The organism is Mycobacterium sp. KBS0706 (assembly GCF_005938675.2).
In the GTDB taxonomy this organism is placed as follows: domain Bacteria; phylum Pseudomonadota; class Alphaproteobacteria; order DSM-16000; family Inquilinaceae; genus Inquilinus.
Window position 1 is genome coordinate 14,352 of sequence record NZ_VCCH02000036.1, and the last position, 17,696, is coordinate 32,047.

Annotated in this window: 13 protein-coding genes; 6 read left to right on the plus strand and 7 right to left on the minus strand. The window is 69.8% G+C overall.

Annotated elements, in window-relative coordinates; all coding sequences use genetic code 11:
* Positions 1-30: 30 nt before the first annotated feature.
* On the minus strand, positions 31-2,679 hold the full coding sequence (locus tag FFK22_RS19995) for a hypothetical protein (RefSeq protein ID WP_138891170.1): 2,649 nt from the start codon (positions 2,677-2,679) through the stop codon (positions 31-33).
* A 265-nt stretch (positions 2,680-2,944) separates the two neighbouring features.
* Between FFK22_RS19995 and pepN the strand changes: the two genes are divergently transcribed.
* The 6 genes from pepN to FFK22_RS20025 all read left to right on the plus strand — a co-directional run bounded on the left by pepN (position 2,945) and on the right by FFK22_RS20025 (position 11,835).
* Positions 2,945-5,590, plus strand: a complete 2,646-nt coding sequence (gene pepN / locus FFK22_RS20000; RefSeq protein WP_138891171.1) for an aminopeptidase N — start codon at positions 2,945-2,947, stop codon at positions 5,588-5,590.
* A 213-nt stretch (positions 5,591-5,803) separates the two neighbouring features.
* Complete coding sequence (cydD, locus tag FFK22_RS20005) at positions 5,804-7,531, plus strand: thiol reductant ABC exporter subunit CydD (RefSeq protein ID WP_221938721.1); 1,728 nt, start codon at positions 5,804-5,806, stop codon at positions 7,529-7,531.
* A complete protein-coding gene (gene cydC, locus FFK22_RS20010; RefSeq protein WP_138891172.1) occupies positions 7,531-9,279 on the plus strand; it encodes a thiol reductant ABC exporter subunit CydC in 1,749 nt (582 codons plus the stop codon). Before cydD ends, cydC begins: the two co-directional genes overlap by 1 nt.
* On the plus strand, positions 9,266-9,685 hold the full coding sequence (locus FFK22_RS20015) for a YbaN family protein (protein ID WP_138891173.1): 420 nt from the start codon (positions 9,266-9,268) through the stop codon (positions 9,683-9,685). The genes cydC and FFK22_RS20015 overlap by 14 nt, the downstream gene beginning before the upstream one ends.
* 70 nt (positions 9,686-9,755) lie before the next feature.
* Entirely contained in the window at positions 9,756-10,436 is a 681-nt protein-coding gene (locus FFK22_RS20020) for a response regulator transcription factor (protein WP_138891174.1), read from the plus strand.
* Positions 10,423-11,835 carry a HAMP domain-containing sensor histidine kinase gene (locus FFK22_RS20025; protein ID WP_138891175.1) on the plus strand — a complete coding sequence of 471 codons (1,413 nt, stop codon included), beginning with the start codon at positions 10,423-10,425 and terminating at the stop codon, positions 11,833-11,835. The genes FFK22_RS20020 and FFK22_RS20025 overlap by 14 nt, the downstream gene beginning before the upstream one ends.
* A gap of 3 nt (positions 11,836-11,838) precedes the next feature.
* Here FFK22_RS20025 and FFK22_RS20030 read toward each other — a convergent pair whose 3' ends face one another.
* From FFK22_RS20030 to FFK22_RS20055, 6 genes are all read right to left on the minus strand, one after another.
* On the minus strand, positions 11,839-13,842 hold the full coding sequence (locus FFK22_RS20030) for a hypothetical protein (protein WP_143956847.1): 2,004 nt from the start codon (positions 13,840-13,842) through the stop codon (positions 11,839-11,841).
* A 284-nt stretch (positions 13,843-14,126) separates the two neighbouring features.
* Positions 14,127-14,600, minus strand: coding sequence for an SRPBCC family protein (locus FFK22_RS20035; protein ID WP_138891177.1), 474 nt, complete (start codon positions 14,598-14,600; stop codon positions 14,127-14,129).
* Entirely contained in the window at positions 14,597-14,923 is a 327-nt protein-coding gene (locus tag FFK22_RS20040; protein ID WP_306770138.1) for a helix-turn-helix transcriptional regulator, read from the minus strand. Before FFK22_RS20040 ends, FFK22_RS20035 begins: the two co-directional genes overlap by 4 nt.
* A gap of 15 nt (positions 14,924-14,938) precedes the next feature.
* A complete protein-coding gene (locus FFK22_RS20045; protein ID WP_138891178.1) occupies positions 14,939-15,619 on the minus strand; it encodes a glutathione S-transferase family protein in 681 nt (226 codons plus the stop codon).
* Between the two features lie 233 nt (positions 15,620-15,852).
* On the minus strand, positions 15,853-16,698 hold the full coding sequence (locus FFK22_RS20050) for a carbohydrate ABC transporter permease (RefSeq protein WP_138891179.1): 846 nt from the start codon (positions 16,696-16,698) through the stop codon (positions 15,853-15,855).
* Positions 16,698-17,651, minus strand: coding sequence for a carbohydrate ABC transporter permease (locus FFK22_RS20055; protein ID WP_138891180.1), 954 nt, complete (start codon positions 17,649-17,651; stop codon positions 16,698-16,700). Before FFK22_RS20055 ends, FFK22_RS20050 begins: the two co-directional genes overlap by 1 nt.
* Positions 17,652-17,696: the final 45 nt, after the last annotated feature.

Consider the following 17,696-nt stretch of genomic DNA (forward strand, 5'->3'; position numbering starts at 1 on the left):
GAGGGCCGACCCCTCGCCCGGCCTGCGGCGTCAAAGAACGAAGTCGGTGCGGACCAGCGTAAAGGCGTTGACGACATCGATCTGCATGTCGGCGGCCTTGTCACCGTTGATGTCGACCAGCACCGACTGAACGCTGCCGCTCACCATCACCCGCACCTCATGCCCTGCACCGGTGAAGACATTGGCCCCGAGGAAGGTGAAGGCGGTGTTGCCGTTGCCGGAGTTGCCGTCGGCATCGATGACGGAAAGGTCGATCCGGTCGCGGTCCGGGTTCCAAAAATCGGAGATCGTGTCCCGGCCCGCCGCCGCGACGGTGCTGTCGCCCACCGCGCCATACATGAACCAGTCCCCGCCGGCCCCGCCGGTCAGGACGTCAGCTCCGGAACCACCGACCATGCCATCATTGCCGTCGCCACCCTTGAGGGCGTCGTTGCCGCCGGCCCCCATGAGAGTGTCGGCGCCGCCCAGGCCCCACAGCGTGTTGGCGCCGGCATTGCCCCCGACTGTGTCGGCAAAGGCTGAGCCCTGGACGTTCTCGACGCCGGTCAGCGTGTCGCCCGCGGCATCGCCGGCGGTGCCGACCCCTGTGCCGAGGCTCAGCCGCACGGCGCCGGAGGCGTTCGCAAAATTGACGACGTCGATGCCGCTACCGCCGTCCAGGATGTCGGCGCCGGCGCCGCCGACGAGGCTGTCATTGCCGTCGCCGCCGCGCAGCGTGTCGGTGCCCGCCTCGCCATAGAGCGCATCGTCGCCGAGCCCGCCGACGAGCCCGTCGTTTCCGGCGCGGCCCCAGAGAGTGTTGGCTCCGGCATCGCCGGTCAGCATGTCGGCATAGGCGGTGCCGCCGACCGTCTCGATGCCGGACAGGACATCGCCCTGGGCGTTGCCGCCGGACGCGGTCCCGGCGCCGAGATTGATCGCCACGCCGGTGGCGTTGCGGGCGGGATCGGCGTCGTAATCCGCCATGTCGGTCCCGGCGCCGCCGTCCAGCCGATCGACGCCGGCGCCGCCGAAGAGCGTGTCGTTGCCGGCACCACCGGCGAGGACGTCGTTGCCGGCACCGCCATTCAGCATGTTGGAGCCGGCATCGCCGGTGAGGGTGTCGGCGAAGGCTGTTCCAACCACCCCTTCTATGCCGACGAAGCCGTCGCCGGCGGCATCGCCGCCGCTTTTGGCGCCGGTGGCCAGGTTGATCGTCACCGCAGCGCCGGAGGTGTCATAGATCGCGACATCGTTGCCGTTGCCGCCGGTCAGGACGTCCGCCCCGACGCCGCCGACCAGCCAGTCGTCGCCGTCGCCGCCGTCGAGCCAGTCGGCGCCGCCGGCGCCGGACAGGCGATCCGACCCGGCTATACCCCACAGACCGTTGGCCCCGGCATCGCCGGCGATCGTATCGCCGAACGCCGAACCCACGACCTGCTCGATGCCGGCAAAGCTATCGCCCGCCGCATCGCCGCTCGTGCCGCCACCGACGCCGAGCCCGAGAGCCACTCCCGCCAGGGCATCGGCGTAGTTCGCGGTGTCGATGCCGATGCCCCCGTTCAACACATCCGCGCCGGCGCCGCCGACGAGCGTATCGTTGCCGTCGCCGCCCGCCAGGCTGTCGGTACCGTTCCCGCCCCAGAGAGCATCATTGCCGGCATTGCCGGAGAGCTGGTCATCGCCGCTTCGGCCCGATAGCGTGTTGGCACCGCCGTCGCCGGTCAGGGCATCGCTGAAGGCGGAACCGCTGACCAGTTCGATGCCGCTCAGCGTATCCCCGGCCGCGTCGCCGCCGCTGCCCATGCCGGTGGCGAGGTTGACCGTCACTCCGGCCGCGGAGGCCCCGTATTCGGCCCGGTCGGTGCCAGCACCGCCATCGAGCCGATCCGCCCCGGCACCACCCGTGAGCAGGTCGTCTCCGGCCAGTCCCCACAGCGTGTTGGTCCCGGCATTGCCAGTCAGAGCATCGTTGAAGTTGGCGCCACGTACATTCTCGATGCCGATCAGGACGTCGCCGTCGGGTCCGGTTCCGGTGGCCAGGTTCACGGTCACCGCGAGGAAATATCGATAGTCGACGGTGTCGATGCCGGCGCCGCCGTCGAGGCGGTCGGCATCCTGGCTTCCGATCAGGACATCGTTACCGGCGCCGCCTGAGACCGTGTCGCGGCCCGCCGCCCCGTCGAGCTCGTTATTTCCCGCATCGCCGATCAGCGTATCGCCGAACTGGCTGCCGATGACGTTTTCGATGCCGATCAGCGTGTCGCCGACGCTGCTGGTCCCGGCCACGAGGTTGACCGTTACCTCGCGATCAGGGTTGTAGTCGGAAAAGAAGGAGGCCGTGTCGATGCCGGCTCCACCGATCAGGATGTCGGCACCGCCATTTCCGCCAAGAATGTCATCACCAACACCGCCGTCCAACCGGTCGGCCAAATTCGCGCCCGCAAGCCTATCGTTCCCCTCCAGCCCCCAAAGATTTTGAACCGTCAGATCATCATATCTGATATTAATTAGATCATCGAAATTGGTGCCGAAAATCGTATGGCAAGTCGCTATATTCGATACAATCTCACCACCCGAGCTTCCGATATTAGCTACCGTAAAATACTCCTGTCGATAATCGGGATAATATTGGTAAAAAGCTCGAATTCCATTGGCACGGCCGCTGAGATCGAGGACGCCATCGACAATCGGCTCCATGAACGCTTCCCCTGTCAAATCCGGCAAGTCTATCGGTTGGCCTGGCGCCGCGCCGCCGTCACCGGATAGATCACTATTATGAATAATTTCATATACTTTAAAATCGATCCCCCGGCAATGCCAAACGTTCCGGCACCGCGTGACAGTCGGCTCATGGCACGACGTCGTCGGGGACCGGGCGGAGGGTTCCGCGCGCACCCATCCTTCCGCCGGCGGCCGGAACCCTTTAGAACGGGATCAACCGCTTCAGCGATCGATCGAGACCATGACCGATTCCACCAGCGCCCCGCGCACCGTCCGCCTCGCCGACTACCGCCTGCCCGATTTCCTGATCGACGCGGTCGACCTGCATTTCGACCTGCGCGAGAACGGGGCGACGGTGACCTCGCGCCTGACCATGCGGCGCAACCCGGCGACCTCCGACCCGGCGGCGCCGCTGGTGCTGGACGGCCAGGGTCTGAAGCTGGCCGGCGTCGCGCTGGATGGCGAGGCGCTGGGCAACAACCGCTATTCGGTCGATGCCGAGCACCTGACCCTGCCCGGCCTGCCCCAGTCCTTCACCCTTGAGATCACCACCGAGATCGAGCCGCAGACCAACACCTCGCTGCAGGGGCTCTACACCTCCGGCGGCAATTTCTGCACCCAATGCGAGGCCGAGGGCTTCCGCCACATCACCTACTACCTCGACCGGCCGGACGTGCTGGCCCGCTACACCACCACCATCGTCGCCGACAAGGCGAAGGTCCCGGTGCTGCTGTCGAACGGCAACCCGGTGGGCACCGGCGAGGCCGAGGGCGGCCGGCACTGGGCGAAGTGGGAGGATCCGTTCCCCAAGCCGTCCTATCTGTTCGCCCTGGTGGCCGGCGACCTGATCGCGGTCGAGGACAGCTTCACCACCCGGTCCGGGCGGCCGATCGACCTCAAGATCTTCACCCGCCGCGGCGACGAGACCAAGGTCGGCCACGCCATGCGGTCGCTGAAGGCGTCGATGGCCTGGGACGAGCGGGCCTACGGCTTCGAATACGACCTCGACCTGTTCATGATCGTCGCCGTCTCCGACTTCAACATGGGGGCGATGGAGAACAAGGGCCTCAACATCTTCAACACAGCCCTGGTCCTGGCCAGCCGCGAGACCGCCACCGACGGCGACTTCCAGCGCGTCGAATCCGTGGTGGCGCACGAGTATTTCCACAACTGGACCGGCAACCGCATCACCTGCCGCGACTGGTTCCAGCTGTCGCTGAAGGAGGGCCTGACCGTCTTCCGCGACCAGGAGTTCTCGGCCGACCTGAACAGCCGGCCGGTGCAGCGCATCGCCGATGTCCGCCGCCTGCGCGCCATCCAGTTCCCTGAGGACGCCGGCCCGATCGCCCATCCGATCCGGCCGGAGAGCTATATCGAGATCAACAACTTCTACACACCGACGGTGTACGAGAAGGGCGCGGAGGTCATCCGCATGATCCACACCCTGCTGGGGCCGGAGGGGTACCGGAAGGGCATCGACCTGTATGTCGAGCGCCATGACGGCGAGGCCGCGACCTGCGAGAACTTCGTCGCGGCGATGGAGGATGCCGGCAGCGTTGACCTGACGCTGTTCCGCCGCTGGTATTCCCAGGCCGGCACGCCGGAGATCGCGGTCGAGGAGGACTGGGCCGACGGCCGCTACAGCCTGACCCTGGCGCAGTCGACCGCGCCGACGCCCGGCCAGCCGGACAAGCAGCCGCTGCACATCCCGGTCGCGCTCGGCTTGCTCGACGCCGAGGGCCGCGATCTGCCGGTGCGGCTGGCCGGCGAGGCGGAGGCCGCGCCCGGCACCCGCGTGCTGTCGCTGACCGAGGCGCGCCAGCGCTTCGTCTTCGAGGGGCTGGCCGCGCGGCCGGTGCCGTCGCTGTTCCGCGGCTTCTCCGCCCCGGTCAAGCTGGCGCCGCAGCCGCGGCAGCGGCTGGCCTTCCTGTTCGCCCATGACAGCGACCCGTTCAACCGCTGGGAAGCCGGCCAGCAGCTGGCGACGCAGCTGCTGCTGGAGGGCGTCGCCGCCCGCAAGGCCGGGCGGGACTGGCGGCTGGACCCGGATTTCGTCGCCGCCGTCGGCCGGCTGCTGGACGACCCGGCGCTGGACGCCGCCTTCATTGCCGAGGCGATGGCGCTGCCGAGCGAATCCTTCCTGGCCGACCAGATGGCGCTGATCGATGTCGAGGGCATCCATGCGGTGCGCGAGGCGGCGCGGCTGGCCATCGCCACGGCGCTGCGCGACCGGCTGCTGGCCTTGTACAAGGCCAATGACGACAAGGGACCGTTCGACGTTTCCGCCGCCGCGGTCGGCCGGCGAGCGCTGAAGAATTCCTGCCTGGGGTATCTCGGCCTGCTGCCGGGCGATGCAGAGGCGACCGGGCTGATCCTTGCCCAGGCGCGGACCGGCGGCACCATGACCGACGTGCTGGCCGCCCTGACCGTGCTGCGCGACCGCGATATCCCGGAACGGGCCGAGGCGCTGGAGGCGTTCTACACCAAGTGGCAGGACGAACCATTGGTCGTCGACAAATGGTTCGCGCTGCAGGCGACCTCCGCCTTGCCCGGCACGCTCGACGCGATCAGGGCGCTGACCCGGCACCCGGCCTTCACCCTGCGCAACCCGAACCGGGCGCGGGCGCTGATCTCCAGCCTGGCGATGGGCAACCCGCTGCACTTCCACGCCGCGGACGGCTCCGGCTACGCCTTCCTGGCCGACCAGGTGCTGGCGCTGAACGGGCCGAACCCGCAGCTGGCGGCGCGCATCCTGGTGCCGCTCGGCCGCTGGCAGCGGCACGAGCCCGGCCGGCAGGCGGCGATGAAGGCCGAGCTGGACCGGATCCTGGCGGCGCCCGACCTGTCGCGCGACGTCTACGAGATCGCGGCGAAGAGCCGGGCATAAGACCGGGCTTCGTCCAGCCGTTGCAGATGAAACCTCGGCCTGAGCTCGGCCGAAGGAACAGGGGGAGGACGTTCCGGATGACGCTATGGTTCGAGGGCCGATCCCCCGGCTGGGTGCGAACCGGCTGGGTGCGAAACAGCTGCTTCATTTCGTGCCGTTGACCGGACCGGGCCGGCGCCTTACCTCGCCTGCAGTCACTGGAGCACCGATCCCTTGGCCCCTACTCCGCCCCGACCATCCTCGACCGGCCCGATCGACGACCGCGCCGCCGGCCGCTGGCTGAAGCGGCAGGCCGGGCTGGCGCGCCGGCCGATCGGGTTGACCGCGGCGGCCGGGATCGCCCAGGGCCTGTGCGGCGTCGCCCAGGCCGGGCTGATCGCCTGGATCCTGCAGCGCGCGGTGATGGAAGGCGCCGGGCTCTCCGACCTCTGGCCGCTTTTCGCCGGCCTGCTGGCCGCGGCGCTGCTGCGGGCCGGCACCGCCTGGACCTGGGAGGCGCTGGGAGCGGTGGCGGCGACGCAGGTGAAGACCCGGCTGCGGCGGCAGATCCTGGATCGCGTCCACGCCCTGGGTCCCGCCTGGCGGGCGGAGCGGCAGACCGGCGACCTGGCCGTCACGCTGATCGAGCGGGTCGAGGCACTGGACGGCTACTACGCCCGCTTCCTGCCGCAGAGCCGGGTGGCGTCGATCCTGCCGATCCTGATCCTGGCCGCGGTCTATCCCATCGACTGGGTGTCCGGCGTGATCCTGACCGTCGCCGGGCCGTTCGTGCCGCTGATGATGGCGCTGATCGGCATGAAAGCGGCGGATGAGAGCCGCAAGCAGTTCCGCACCCTGGCGCGGATGAGCGCCTATTTTCTCGACCGGCTCCAGGGGCTGGCGACGCTGCGGCTGTTCGGCAGAGCGGAAGCCGAGGTCGACAACATCGCCCTGGCCGCCGACGCCTTCCGCGACCGCACCATGCGGGTGCTGCGCATCGCCTTCCTGTCCTCCGCCAGCCTGGAGTTCTTCGCCTCGGTCGCGGTCGCCGTCGTCGCCACCTATGTGGGCTTGGGCCTGCTCGGCCATATCGGCTGGGGCACGGCGCCGAACCTGACGCTGTTCAGCGGCCTGTTCGTGCTGCTGATGGCGCCCGACTTCTTCCAGCCGCTGCGGCTGCTGGCCGCCTATTACCACGACCGGGTCGCCGCGATCGGCGCTGCCGAGGGACTGGCCGAGGTGCTGGACGGGTCCGCCGAGGCCCCCGCCGGCGGCCGGCCGATGCCGGCGGGCGATCTCGACATCGTGTTCGAGACCGTCTCGGTGGCCTTCGATGGTGGCACTCGCAGCGCCGTGCGCGGGGTCAGCCTGCGGATTGCGCCGGGCGACCACATCGCCCTGGTCGGGATGAGCGGTGCCGGCAAGTCGACCCTGCTGTCGCTGCTGCTGGGGTTCCGCCGACCCGATACCGGGCGGGTGCTGGTCAACGGCATCGACCTGGCCGAGATCGACCCGGAGGCGCTGCGCCGCCGCATCGCCTGGATCGGCCAGGCGCCGGTGCTGTTCCACGGCACGCTGCGCGACAACATCCGGCTGGGCCGGCCCGAGGCCGACGACGCGGCGGTCGAGCGCGCCGCGGCTGAGGCGCGGGTGACGGAATTCGCGGCGGCGCTGCCGCAGGGGCTGGACACGCCGGTCGGCGAACGTGGCGTCGGCCTGTCCGGCGGCCAGGCCCAGCGCGTCGCCCTGGCCCGCGCTTTTCTGAAGGACGCGCCGCTGGTGCTGCTGGACGAGCCGACCGCCGCGCTCGACCGCGACACCGAGGCCGAGATCCTGGAGTCGATCCGGCGACTGGCCCGCGGCCGTACCGTGGTGGTGGCGACGCACAGCCCGGCGGCGATGGCGATCGCCGACCGCCGGATCCTGCTCGACCAGGGCCGGGTGCAGGCGGAGGCCGCGTGATGGATCGTCGCGATCGCCCCCTCCTCACCATCCTGCGCCTGGCGCGGCCGCAGCGGCGGAAGATGACCTTCGGCCTGCTGCTGGCCATCGTCACCGCCCTGTCGGGTCTGGGCCTCTTGGTGCTGTCCGGCTGGTTCATCGCCGCCTCCGCCGTGGCCGGCGCGGCGGCCGCGACCGCCGTCGCCTTCAACTTCGCCAGCCCATCGGCCGGCATCCGCGGCCTGGCCGTGCTGCGCACCGGGTCGCGCTATGCCGAACGGCTGGTGACGCATGATGCCACCTTCCGCTTCCTGGCGGGGCTGCGGGTCTGGCTGTTCCGCGCCGCCATCCCGCTGGCCCCGGCGCGGCTGGAGGAGCAGCGCGGCGGCGACCTGCTGAACCGGATGACGGCCGATGTCGACTCCCTCGACGCCGTCTATCTGCGGGTGATCGTGCCTGCAATCGTCGCCATCCTGGCGGTGCTGCTGGTCGGCGGTGTGCTGCTGTGGCTGGATCCGGCGGCGGCGGCGATCGTGGTGGCGCTGGCGCTGCTGGTCGGGCTCGTCCTGCCCTGGGCGATGCAGCGGATCGGCGCCCCGGCCGGCAAGGCGATCGCCCTGGCCACGGCGCGGCTGCGGACCCGCATCGTCGAGGGCATGCAGGGCCTGGCCGAGCTGAAGGTCTACCAGGCCGATGGCCGCCACGCCGAGGCGGTGCTGGCCGAGAACGAGGCCCTGATGACCGCGCAGCGGCGCATGGCCCGGCTGTCCGGCGTGTCGACCGCGCTGTCCGGCCTGGCCGGGCAGCTGGCGGCGCTGGCGATCCTGGCGCTCGGCGTGGCGGGTGTCGCCGCCGGGGTGCTGCCGGGGGCGGCGGTGGCGCTGATGATGCTGGGAGCGCTGGCTCTGTTCGACGCGCTGGTGCCCCTGCCGCTGGCCTTCCAGAATCTCGGCCGCACCCGCGCCGCCGCCCGCCGGCTGCTCGACTTCGCCGGGCTGGCGCCGCTGGTGCGCGACCCGGAGGCGCCCGCCCCTGCCCCGGCCGGCAACAGCATCACCCTGTCCGGCGTGTCCTACCGCTACCGTGCCGGCGACCGGCCGGCGGTGCGGGACATCGACCTGGAGCTGCCAGAGGGTCAGCGGATCGCGCTGGTCGGCCCGAGCGGCAGCGGCAAGAGCACGCTGACCGCCCTGATCCTGCGCTTCCGCGATCCGGACGCGGGCAGCGTCACACTGGGCGGCGTCGACGTCCGCCGCCTGGCGCAGGCCGAGATCTGGCGCCGCATAGCGTACCTGTCACAGCGCAGCCAGATCTTCGCCGGGACGATCCGCGACAACCTGCTGATCGGCGACCCGGAGGCCGGCGACGACCGGCTGGCGGCGGCGGTCGAGGCGGCCGGGCTTTCGGCCTGGGCCGAATCCCTGCCGCGCGGCCTGGACACCTGGGTCGGCGAGGCCGGGGTCCAGGTTTCCGGCGGCCAGGCGCGGCGCATCGCCTTGGCCCGCTGCATCCTGAAGGACGCGCCGATCCTGGTGCTGGACGAGCCGACCGAGGGGCTGGACGCCGACACCGAGGCGCAGGTGATCGACGCACTGGAGCGGCTGACCGCAGGCCGCACCACGCTGGTGATCACCCACCGCCCGGCGCTGCTGCGCCTGGCCGACACCGCCGTGCTGATGGCCGAGGGCCGGATCGTGGTGCAGGGCGTGCCGGCCGAGATCCTCGACGCCGCCCTGCCGGGGCGGCCGAAGCGCCATGCCGCGGTTTGACCTCAACCGGATCGGAGGCCTGGGCCCGACAACGTTGCGGCTGGTACTGCAGGTGTTCGGCACGCTGTGCGTGATCGCCGGCATCATCGGGGTGTTCGTGCCGCTGTGGCCGACCACGATCTTCATGATCCTGGCGCTGTGGGCCTTCGCCCGGTCCTCGCCGCGGCTGCACAACTGGCTGTTGACCCATCGCCGCTTCGGGCCGCCGCTGCAGGCCTGGGAACGGCACGGCGCCATCCCGGCCTGGGCCAAGCTGCTCGCGGTGGTCAGCCTGGCCACCAGCCTGGCGATCGTGGCATTTGCGGTGCATTCGCACCTGGTGGTCGGGATCGTCGCCGCGTTCTTCGCGATCCTGATCCTGTACATCCTGACCCGCCCGAACGCCGCGCCGGGCAACAAAATCTAACCGCAGCATGGGCCGGCCATGACACGCTTGTCATTTCCGAACCGCCCCGCCTCGTCGTAAGGTTCGGATCATGCGAATCCTCGTGATCGAAGACGATGCCCAGGCCGCGCAATACCTGACCAAGGGATTGCGCGAGAGCGGATTCGTCGTGGACCATGCGCCGGACGGGCCGCAGGGCCTGTTCCTGGCGACCAGCGAGACCTACGACGCGATGATCGTCGACCGCATGCTGCCGGGCATGGACGGCCTGCTGATCGTCGAGACCATCCGGCGCAACGGCAACCAGACCCCGGTGCTGTTCCTCAGCGCCATGGGCCAGGTCGACGACCGGGTCCGCGGCCTGCGCGCCGGCGGCGACGACTACCTGACCAAGCCCTACGCCTTCACCGAGCTTCTGGCCCGGCTGGAGGCGCTGCTGCGCCGCGGCGCCGCGCCGGCGGCGGCACAGACCGAGCTGCAGATCGGCGACCTGCGGATGGACTTGCTGTCGCGCAGCGTCACCCGCTCCGGCCGCAAGATCGACCTGCAGCAGCGCGAGTTCCAGATCCTGGAGTACCTGATGCGCCATTCCGGCCAGGTGGTCACCCGGACCATGTTGCTGGAGAATGTCTGGAACTATCACTTCGATCCGCAGACCAATGTGATCGACGTCCATATCAGCCGGCTGCGGCAGAAGATCGACCGCGACTTCGACGCGCCGCTGCTGCAGACCGTGCGCGGCGCGGGATATTGCCTCCGTGCATCTGATTAGGGTCCTCCGCAGCTCCACCTTCCGCTACGCGATCATCTACATGCTGGTGTTCGGGGCGTCCGTCGCCGGCGTGATGGGATTCGTGTACTGGCAGACGGTGCGGGTGATCGCCTCGCAGACCGACGACACCATCCAGGCCGAGATCACCGGCCTGGCCGAGCAGTACCGCCAGTCCGCCCTGCTCGGGCTGATCCGCATCATCCGCGAGCGCAGCCAGGCCGCCCCCGGCCGGCGCGGGCTGTACCTGCTGGCCGACCGCAACTACAACCGGATCGAAGGCAACCTGTCGTCCTGGCCGCCGATCGCCCGGGGCGCGCCGAACACGGTCGACTTCCTGGTCGCGACCGATGTCGGCGAGGACGCCAGGCCCCAGGTGGCGCGGGCCCGCACCGTCGACGTGCCCGGCGGCTTCCATCTGCTGGTCGGGCGCGACATGACCGAGCGCACCGACTTCACCAAGCTGATGACCGACGCGCTGATCGGCGGTCTGATCCTGACCGCGGTGCTGGGCATCGCCGGCGGCATCCTGATGAGCCGCAGCCTGCTGGCCCGGATCGAGGGCATCAACCGCGGCACCGAGGACATCCTGCAGGGCGACCTGACCCGGCGCATGCCGGTGCGCGGCAACCGCGACGAGTTCGACCGGCTGGCCACCAGCCTGAACGCCATGCTCGACCAGATCGACGGGCTGATGACCGGCATGCGCGGCGTCGCCGACAACATCGCGCACGACCTGCGCAGCCCGATCTCGCGGCTGCGCAGCCGGCTTGAGGTCTCACTGATGGGCGAGACCGATGCCGACGGCTATCGCCGGGCGATGGAGGATGCGATCCGCGAGGCCGACGGCATCCTCGCAACCTTCAACGCGCTCTTGGAGATCGCCCTGGCCGAGGCCGGGGCGGTGCGCGACCGGTTCAGCCCGATCGACCTCTCGGCGCTGGCCGCCGACGCCGGCGACCTGTACGGCCCTGTGGCCGAGGACAAGGGCCAGGCCCTGGCGGCCGCGATCGAGCCCGGGGTGACCGTGCCCGGCAACAGCCATCTGCTGGCCCAGGCCGTGGCCAACCTGCTGGACAACGCCATCAAATACACACCGGAGGGTGGCCGGATCTCGCTCGACGTCCGGCGCGACGGCGACGGCGCCGTGCTCGACATCCGCGACACCGGCCCGGGCATCCCGGAGGAGGCGCGCGGCCGGGTGCTGGAGCGCTTCGTCCGGCTCGACGCCAGCCGCAGCGCGCCCGGCGCCGGGCTCGGCCTGTCCCTGGTCTCGGCGGTGGCGCGGCTGCACCGGGCGACGCTGGCCCTGACCGACAATGCGCCAGGCCTGCACGTCACGATGCGCTTCCCGCAAGTGCTGGCGCCGGCGAACGGTGCCGCCGAAACGCATCCGGCATAGGGGTCACGCCACCGCGGGCAAGCCGGCAACGAAGGCGCTGTGCTGCTGCAGATAGTCCTGGGTCCCCTCCCAGGCAATGTCGGCGGCACGCCGGGCCGCCACGGCCACCTCGCCATCGAGCTTCGCCAGCAGCGCCTCGTAATCGGCGACGAAGCCATCGGGATCGGCGGGGTCGCCGAGATTCAGGCCAAGGCCGAGATCCCGGTCGAGCAGATTGCCGACCCACAGCACCTCATGCGGCGAGTGGCCGCCATTGTAGCCCACCAGCATGGCGGTCATGGTCAGGAAGAAGCTCGCGGGGGTTTCGTCCGGAACCGTCCCTGTCTCCTTCAGATACCAGAACAGGTGCAGCAGCATGTTCGCGGTTCCGGACACGCCGCTGCCGAACGGAACGCCCCGCTGATGCGCCGTGCGGATGGCCGGCGGCAGGTCCATCTCGTCAAGCTCGACGCCCTCCTGCCGGATGCCGAAGCGGTAATTGGTCGAGGCGCGCGTGCTCTCGCCCGGCACCGCGTCGCGCGCTGCGGCGGGCTGGTGCAACAGGGTGATCCCGACGGCGTCGGTGGCGGGAACCTCGTCATCCGGCCAGGGGAATTCGCGGTCCCTCTGCGGCTTGATGAGATCCTCGTATCGCTCATTCGCCGGCTCCATCCACGGCGGATCGGGCTGCTCCAGATCGCGTCGCGCCCGCGTCAGCTGATCGGACAGCTCGGCCATCAGCGAGAGCCTGGCGAGCATCTCCTGCCCGGTCCGCGGCCTGGCGACGAGAATGGTCTTGATGGCGCCCAGCGTGGCCCCGGAGTCGCCATCTTCGTCCGCCTCCGCCTCGGCTGTCACAGCCAGGTCCGCCATCTCGGGCAGGCCCCGCGACCAAGGCCGCGGCGCCTCCGCGGCATAGACCGGCCCGACCTTGACGGCAGCGGCGAGGCAGCCCTCGTCGTCATCCCCGAGCAGCTGGCTGAAGGCCGTTCCGACATCGAGGCAGATGTCGAGGAATTCCTCGGGCGGCTGCTGCACCAGCGCCGCGACAAACTTGGTCTCGAATACCCGCCCATACAGGTTGTCGTGCAGCTGGGCCCGCGGCTGGACCTTGCCGGCTTCGGGCAGCTGAGTCCGCAGCGTCCCGACCATGGCATGGGCATCGGGATCGAGCTCCGCGAGGATCGCCTCGGCCTCCTGCAGCAGCAGGTCGACGGCTGAACGGTCCGCCGCATGAGTCGTGAACATCGTCCGGCCGCGCCGTTGCAGCGCCTGCAGCCGCTCATTCTCCGGGTGGCGCTGTGCGGCACTGCGGATCGTCGCCATCAGGTGGATCAGGACATCGTTCGGGGTCCGTTCGGTGTGCGTCCGCTCGCGCTGCGGGGTCCGGGACAGCGGCCTGGTCACCAGCGTGCCGAGCCGGGCCGACAGCTGGACGGCCATGGCCTCGATGGCGCTCTGCTCCCAGCGTTTCGTGCCGCGGGCCGGCGCGAGGGCGTCGACCGCCCGGATCGCTGCGGCCAGCAGCACCGGATTGTCGTCGGCCAGGACCTGCGCGATATAGGCTTCGAAATCCGCGATCAGCGCGTCGATCTCAGGCTGTTGCTGCTTGATGGTCTTCTTGAACCGTCGGGGTCCTGCCCCGGGCCTGAACGGGTCCCTTATCGTCCCGGCCGTGTCGACCTGGTCGAGCAGGGCGTCCGCATAGGCCCTTTCATCGGCGGCATAGAGTTCCTGGTTCGCCTCGGTCGGCTCGATCCGGACCCGGATGCCGGACCGCAAGGCCTTCAGCTCGGCGAACTCCGTCGGCGATGGCGCGGTTCCGTCATCGCGGCCGTCAATGCGCCGCACCAGATCGGCGAGATCCCTGGCCGCCACGTCGTGGATCGCGGCGGCAGCCGCGATATCGCCGGCAGCGTCCGCAGCGATAAGATCCGCCAGTTCAGCCGGCGTGCGGTTGGACGCCGCCCGGACATACGGCAGCATCAGCCGCAGATCGGTCGCGATCGCCTGGGCTTCATCGCGCATGGCCGGATCCGGCCAGGTCGCGGCCCGCGCGGCCAACGCGTCGCAAGCCTGCACCACGCCGGAGTCGGGAATGGGCGCGGCTGCGGATGGCTGACGGCTGGACACCGCCGCGCCGGTGATCCGTTCGATCCAATCGGCAATCACCGCCGGTAAGCTGAGACTGTTCATGCTTGCTGCCGCTGCGCCTTGCGTTCGGGGCTGTCGGCAGTGATGTGTGGCCGGCCGCCGCCCGGCGCCACGACGGAAGGGCTACAGCGGTAATGGCGTTCGCGAGGCCCGGGCGGCTATGGCCGATCGGCGAGATCCTGGCGGATGATTTCGACCAGCCCGTCGAACACGTCTTCGGTGCCGCCGATGCGCTGGCGGCGGGCACCGTCGCCGCCGCCGAGGAACGCCGCCTGCTCGGTGAACCGCATCGCGGTCCGCGACCCGGCCGGCAGCAGCTCCACCGTCGCCAGCGAGGCCGAGACCCGCTGGCCGCCGAAGCTCATCTCATAGGCGTAGATGATCCGCTGCCCGGCGACGATGTCGAGATAGTGGGCGCGGAAGGTCATCTCCTGCCCGTCGGGCATCCGCCAATGCTTGGCCTCGATGCCGCCGACCCGGAAGTCGAACAGGTCCTCGAGCACGGCCCAGTCGGGGTGGCAATCGGTCCAGCGCCGCTTCAGCGCCGGCTCTGCCCAGAAGCGGAAGGCGTGGGCGGGGCTGCCGGGCAGGTCGCGCTCGACGACGAAGGTGGCATGGTCGACGGTGCTCACGGCGTCTCCTCGGGGATCTCGTGCATCAGGGTCTCCAGCCGGTCGAAGGCGGCGTTGAGGGCGGCCTCGCGGTCGCGCACCCAGTCGGCAATCACGGCCAGGGCGGCGGGCTGCAGGCTGTAGGTGCGGGCGCGGCCGGCCTTGCGCGACACGACGATGCCGCTGTCCTCCAGGATCCGGAGGTGCTTGACCGCGGAGGGCAGCCGCATCCCCGCCGGCTCGGCCAATTGCTTGACCGTCGCCGGGCCGCGACTGAGGCGCTCGGCCATGCCCCGGCGGTTCGGGTCGGACAGGGCGATGAAGATGCGGTCGAGAGCTTCCACCCGTCGGCTCTCCGGCTAGTCCTGCAGGAACCTGTCCGGCATGGCCTCACGATACGGGAACATCGAGAAGTAGGGCCGGGCCTCGCGCAGCGTGCGCCGCATCGACGGCCGGTCCAGCAGCCGTTCGAAATAAGCTGCGAGGTTCGGGAATGCCGGCGCGAAGGGATGGACCATCGAGGCATAGAACAGCGCCGGCGACGCGGCGCAGTCGGCCAGGGTGAAGCGGTCGCCGATCGCCCACTCCTTGCCGGCGAGATGGGCGTCGAGCATGGCATAGGCGGTGTCGAGCGACCGCCGCGCCTCGGCGATGCCGAACGGATCCCGGCTGTCGGCCGGGCGCAGCCGGTCGCCGACGATCCGCTGCATCGGCACGGCGACGTAGAGGTCGAAGGCGCGGTCCCACAGCCGGGCGTCGAGCGCCTGCTCCGGATCCTCCGGCAGCATCGGGGCCGGGCCGGGATAGTGCCGCTGCACGTATTCGATGATGATGCTCGTCTCCGCGACGACGCGGTCGCGCCCGGAGTCGTGGAGGACCGGGATCTTCCCGACCGGCCATTTCGCCATCAGCGCCGCCGCCTCGCCCGGGTCGCCCAGATCGACCGTCACCGCCTCGAACGCGGTTTCGTTCTCATAGAAGGCGATCAGGACCTTGTGACAGAAGGACGCCAGGGGGTGGAGGTACAGGGTCAGGGCCATTGGTCCGCTCCCATAGTTTCCTTATCTGGAAACTATTCGAAGCCGACGACAAAGACAAGGACAGTTTCCGCTGCCGGAAACCATCTCGACCGACCGGCTCTAACGACCTCTCATCATCCGTCATGGCGAGCCCCGAAGGGGCGTGGCCATCCAGGGCGGCTCGCACCGGCCCCTGGATGGCCACGGCGCTGCGCGCCTCGCCATGACGGGTTTATATTCGCGGTACTCCGGCCCTACCCCTTCACCGCCCCGGCCGACAGCCCCTCGACCAGGAAGCGCTGGAGATAGACGAAGCCGAGCGCGATCGGCACCACGGCGAGGACCGAGGCGGCCATCAGCCCGCCCCAGTCGGTCAGGTGCGAGCCCTTGAACAGCATGATGCCGGGCGTCAGCGTCCGCCGCGCGTCGCTGTTGATCAGCACATAGCCGAACATGAACTCGTTCCACGCCGTGACGAAGGCGAAGACCGCGGTGGCGAAGATGCCGGGCGCCGAGACCGGCAGCAGCACGCGCAGGATGAAGCCGGTGCGGGAGCAGCCGTCGATCTCCGACGCGTCCTCCAGCTCGCGCGGCACGGCGTCGAAGAAGCCCTTCAGCATGAAGGTGCAGAGCGGGATGGTGAAGGTGCAGTAGACGATGATCAGCGCCGCATAGGTCGACAAGAGGCCCAGGCGCTGCATCAGGATGTAGAGCGGCACCAGCAGCAGCACGCCCGGGATCATCTGCGACAGCAGCAGCGCGCCGCCGACCAGCCGCGACAGCGACAGATACGCCCAGCGGCTGAGCGCGTAGCTGCAGAACACCGAGACGGTGATGGTCAGGATGGTCGACCCGGCGGCGACGATCAGGCTGTTGCGGAAATAGGTCAGGAACTCGCTGTCCAGCAGCACCCGGGCGAAGTTCGACAGGGTCGGGGCGTCGATCCAGAAGCTGGGGTCGGCGCTGCGCACCTCCGCCACCGGCTTCAGCGCCGTGTCGATCATCCACAGGAACGGAAACAGGCTGTAGGCCGCGAACAGGATCAGCGTGCCGTAGGTCAGCAGGCTGCGCAGCGACCGCTGGGAGGCGCCGACGACCATCAGCCCTCCCGCCGGCGCCTTGCGACGCCGTAGTGGTAGACGAAGAACAGGCTGGCCAGGAACGCCATCGACATCGAGGCCACGGCGCAGGCGGCGCCGACGTCGAAATCCTGCATGGCGTAGCGGTAGATCATGATCGGCAGCGTCTCCGACGCGTTCAGCGGGCCGCCTTCGGTCATCACCCAGATGAAGTCGAAATTGATCGCGGTCCAGACGATGTGGATGAAGATCAGCGTCAGCGACACCGTGCGCAGATGCGGCAGGGTGATGACCCGGAAGCGGCGCCAGGCCCCTGCCCCGTCGACCGCCGCGGCCTCGTGCAGCTCGCGCGGGATCGCCTGCAGCGCCGCCAGCAAGCTGAGGGTGTAGAAGGGATAGCTGCGCCAGATGTTGACGAAGGTGACGGTCAGGAGCGCCGTGTCCATCTGGCCGAGCCAGGGATAGGGCGCGTCGAGCAGGCCCAGCTTCACCATCCAGATGTTCAGGATCCCGTAGTCGGGCGTCAGCATCCAGGTCCAGTTCAGCCCGGCGACGGCGATCGGGATCACCCAGGGGATGATGATCAGGCCGCGGAAGATGGCCCGGGCCCTGACCGGCTGGGCCAGGGCCACGGCCGAGGCGAGGCCGAGCGCGTATTCCCCGGCCACCGACAGCCCGGTCCAGATCGCGGTGTTCCAGAGCGCCGGCAGGAAGTCGCCGTCCTCCCAGACGGTCCGGTAGTTATCCCAGCCGGCGAAGCCGGTGACCGTCGGGTTGACCAGGTTGACGTAACGCAGGCTGTCCCACAGCACCCGCAGCAGCGGATAGGCGACCAGCACCAGGACCAGGATCCCGGCCGGCGCCAGGAACACCAGCGCGGTGCGCCGGATCCGGGCGGCGCGGGTCGGGTGCCGGCGGGCGTCTGGCCTCGCCGGCGCCGATGCGCGTATCCCGATCTCCGCCGCAGCCTTCATGACGCTATCCCCTGACGCTCACTCGAACGGAGAGGCCGGAGCCGC

Coding starts and splice junctions, on each gene's coding strand:
- FFK22_RS20045 (WP_138891178.1), bottom strand. CDS start 15,619: ATGGCCCTGACCCTGTACCTCCACCCCCTGGCGTCCTTCTGTCACAAG.
- pepN (WP_138891171.1), top strand. CDS start 2,945: ATGACCGATTCCACCAGCGCCCCGCGCACCGTCCGCCTCGCCGACTAC.
- FFK22_RS20055 (WP_138891180.1), bottom strand. CDS start 17,651: ATGAAGGCTGCGGCGGAGATCGGGATACGCGCATCGGCGCCGGCGAGG.
- FFK22_RS19995 (WP_138891170.1), bottom strand. CDS start 2,679: ATGGAGCCGATTGTCGATGGCGTCCTCGATCTCAGCGGCCGTGCCAAT.
- FFK22_RS20050 (WP_138891179.1), bottom strand. CDS start 16,698: ATGGTCGTCGGCGCCTCCCAGCGGTCGCTGCGCAGCCTGCTGACCTAC.
- cydC (WP_138891172.1), top strand. CDS start 7,531: ATGGATCGTCGCGATCGCCCCCTCCTCACCATCCTGCGCCTGGCGCGG.
- FFK22_RS20020 (WP_138891174.1), top strand. CDS start 9,756: ATGCGAATCCTCGTGATCGAAGACGATGCCCAGGCCGCGCAATACCTG.
- FFK22_RS20030 (WP_143956847.1), bottom strand. CDS start 13,842: ATGCGCGATGAAGCCCAGGCGATCGCGACCGATCTGCGGCTGATGCTG.
- FFK22_RS20015 (WP_138891173.1), top strand. CDS start 9,266: ATGCCGCGGTTTGACCTCAACCGGATCGGAGGCCTGGGCCCGACAACG.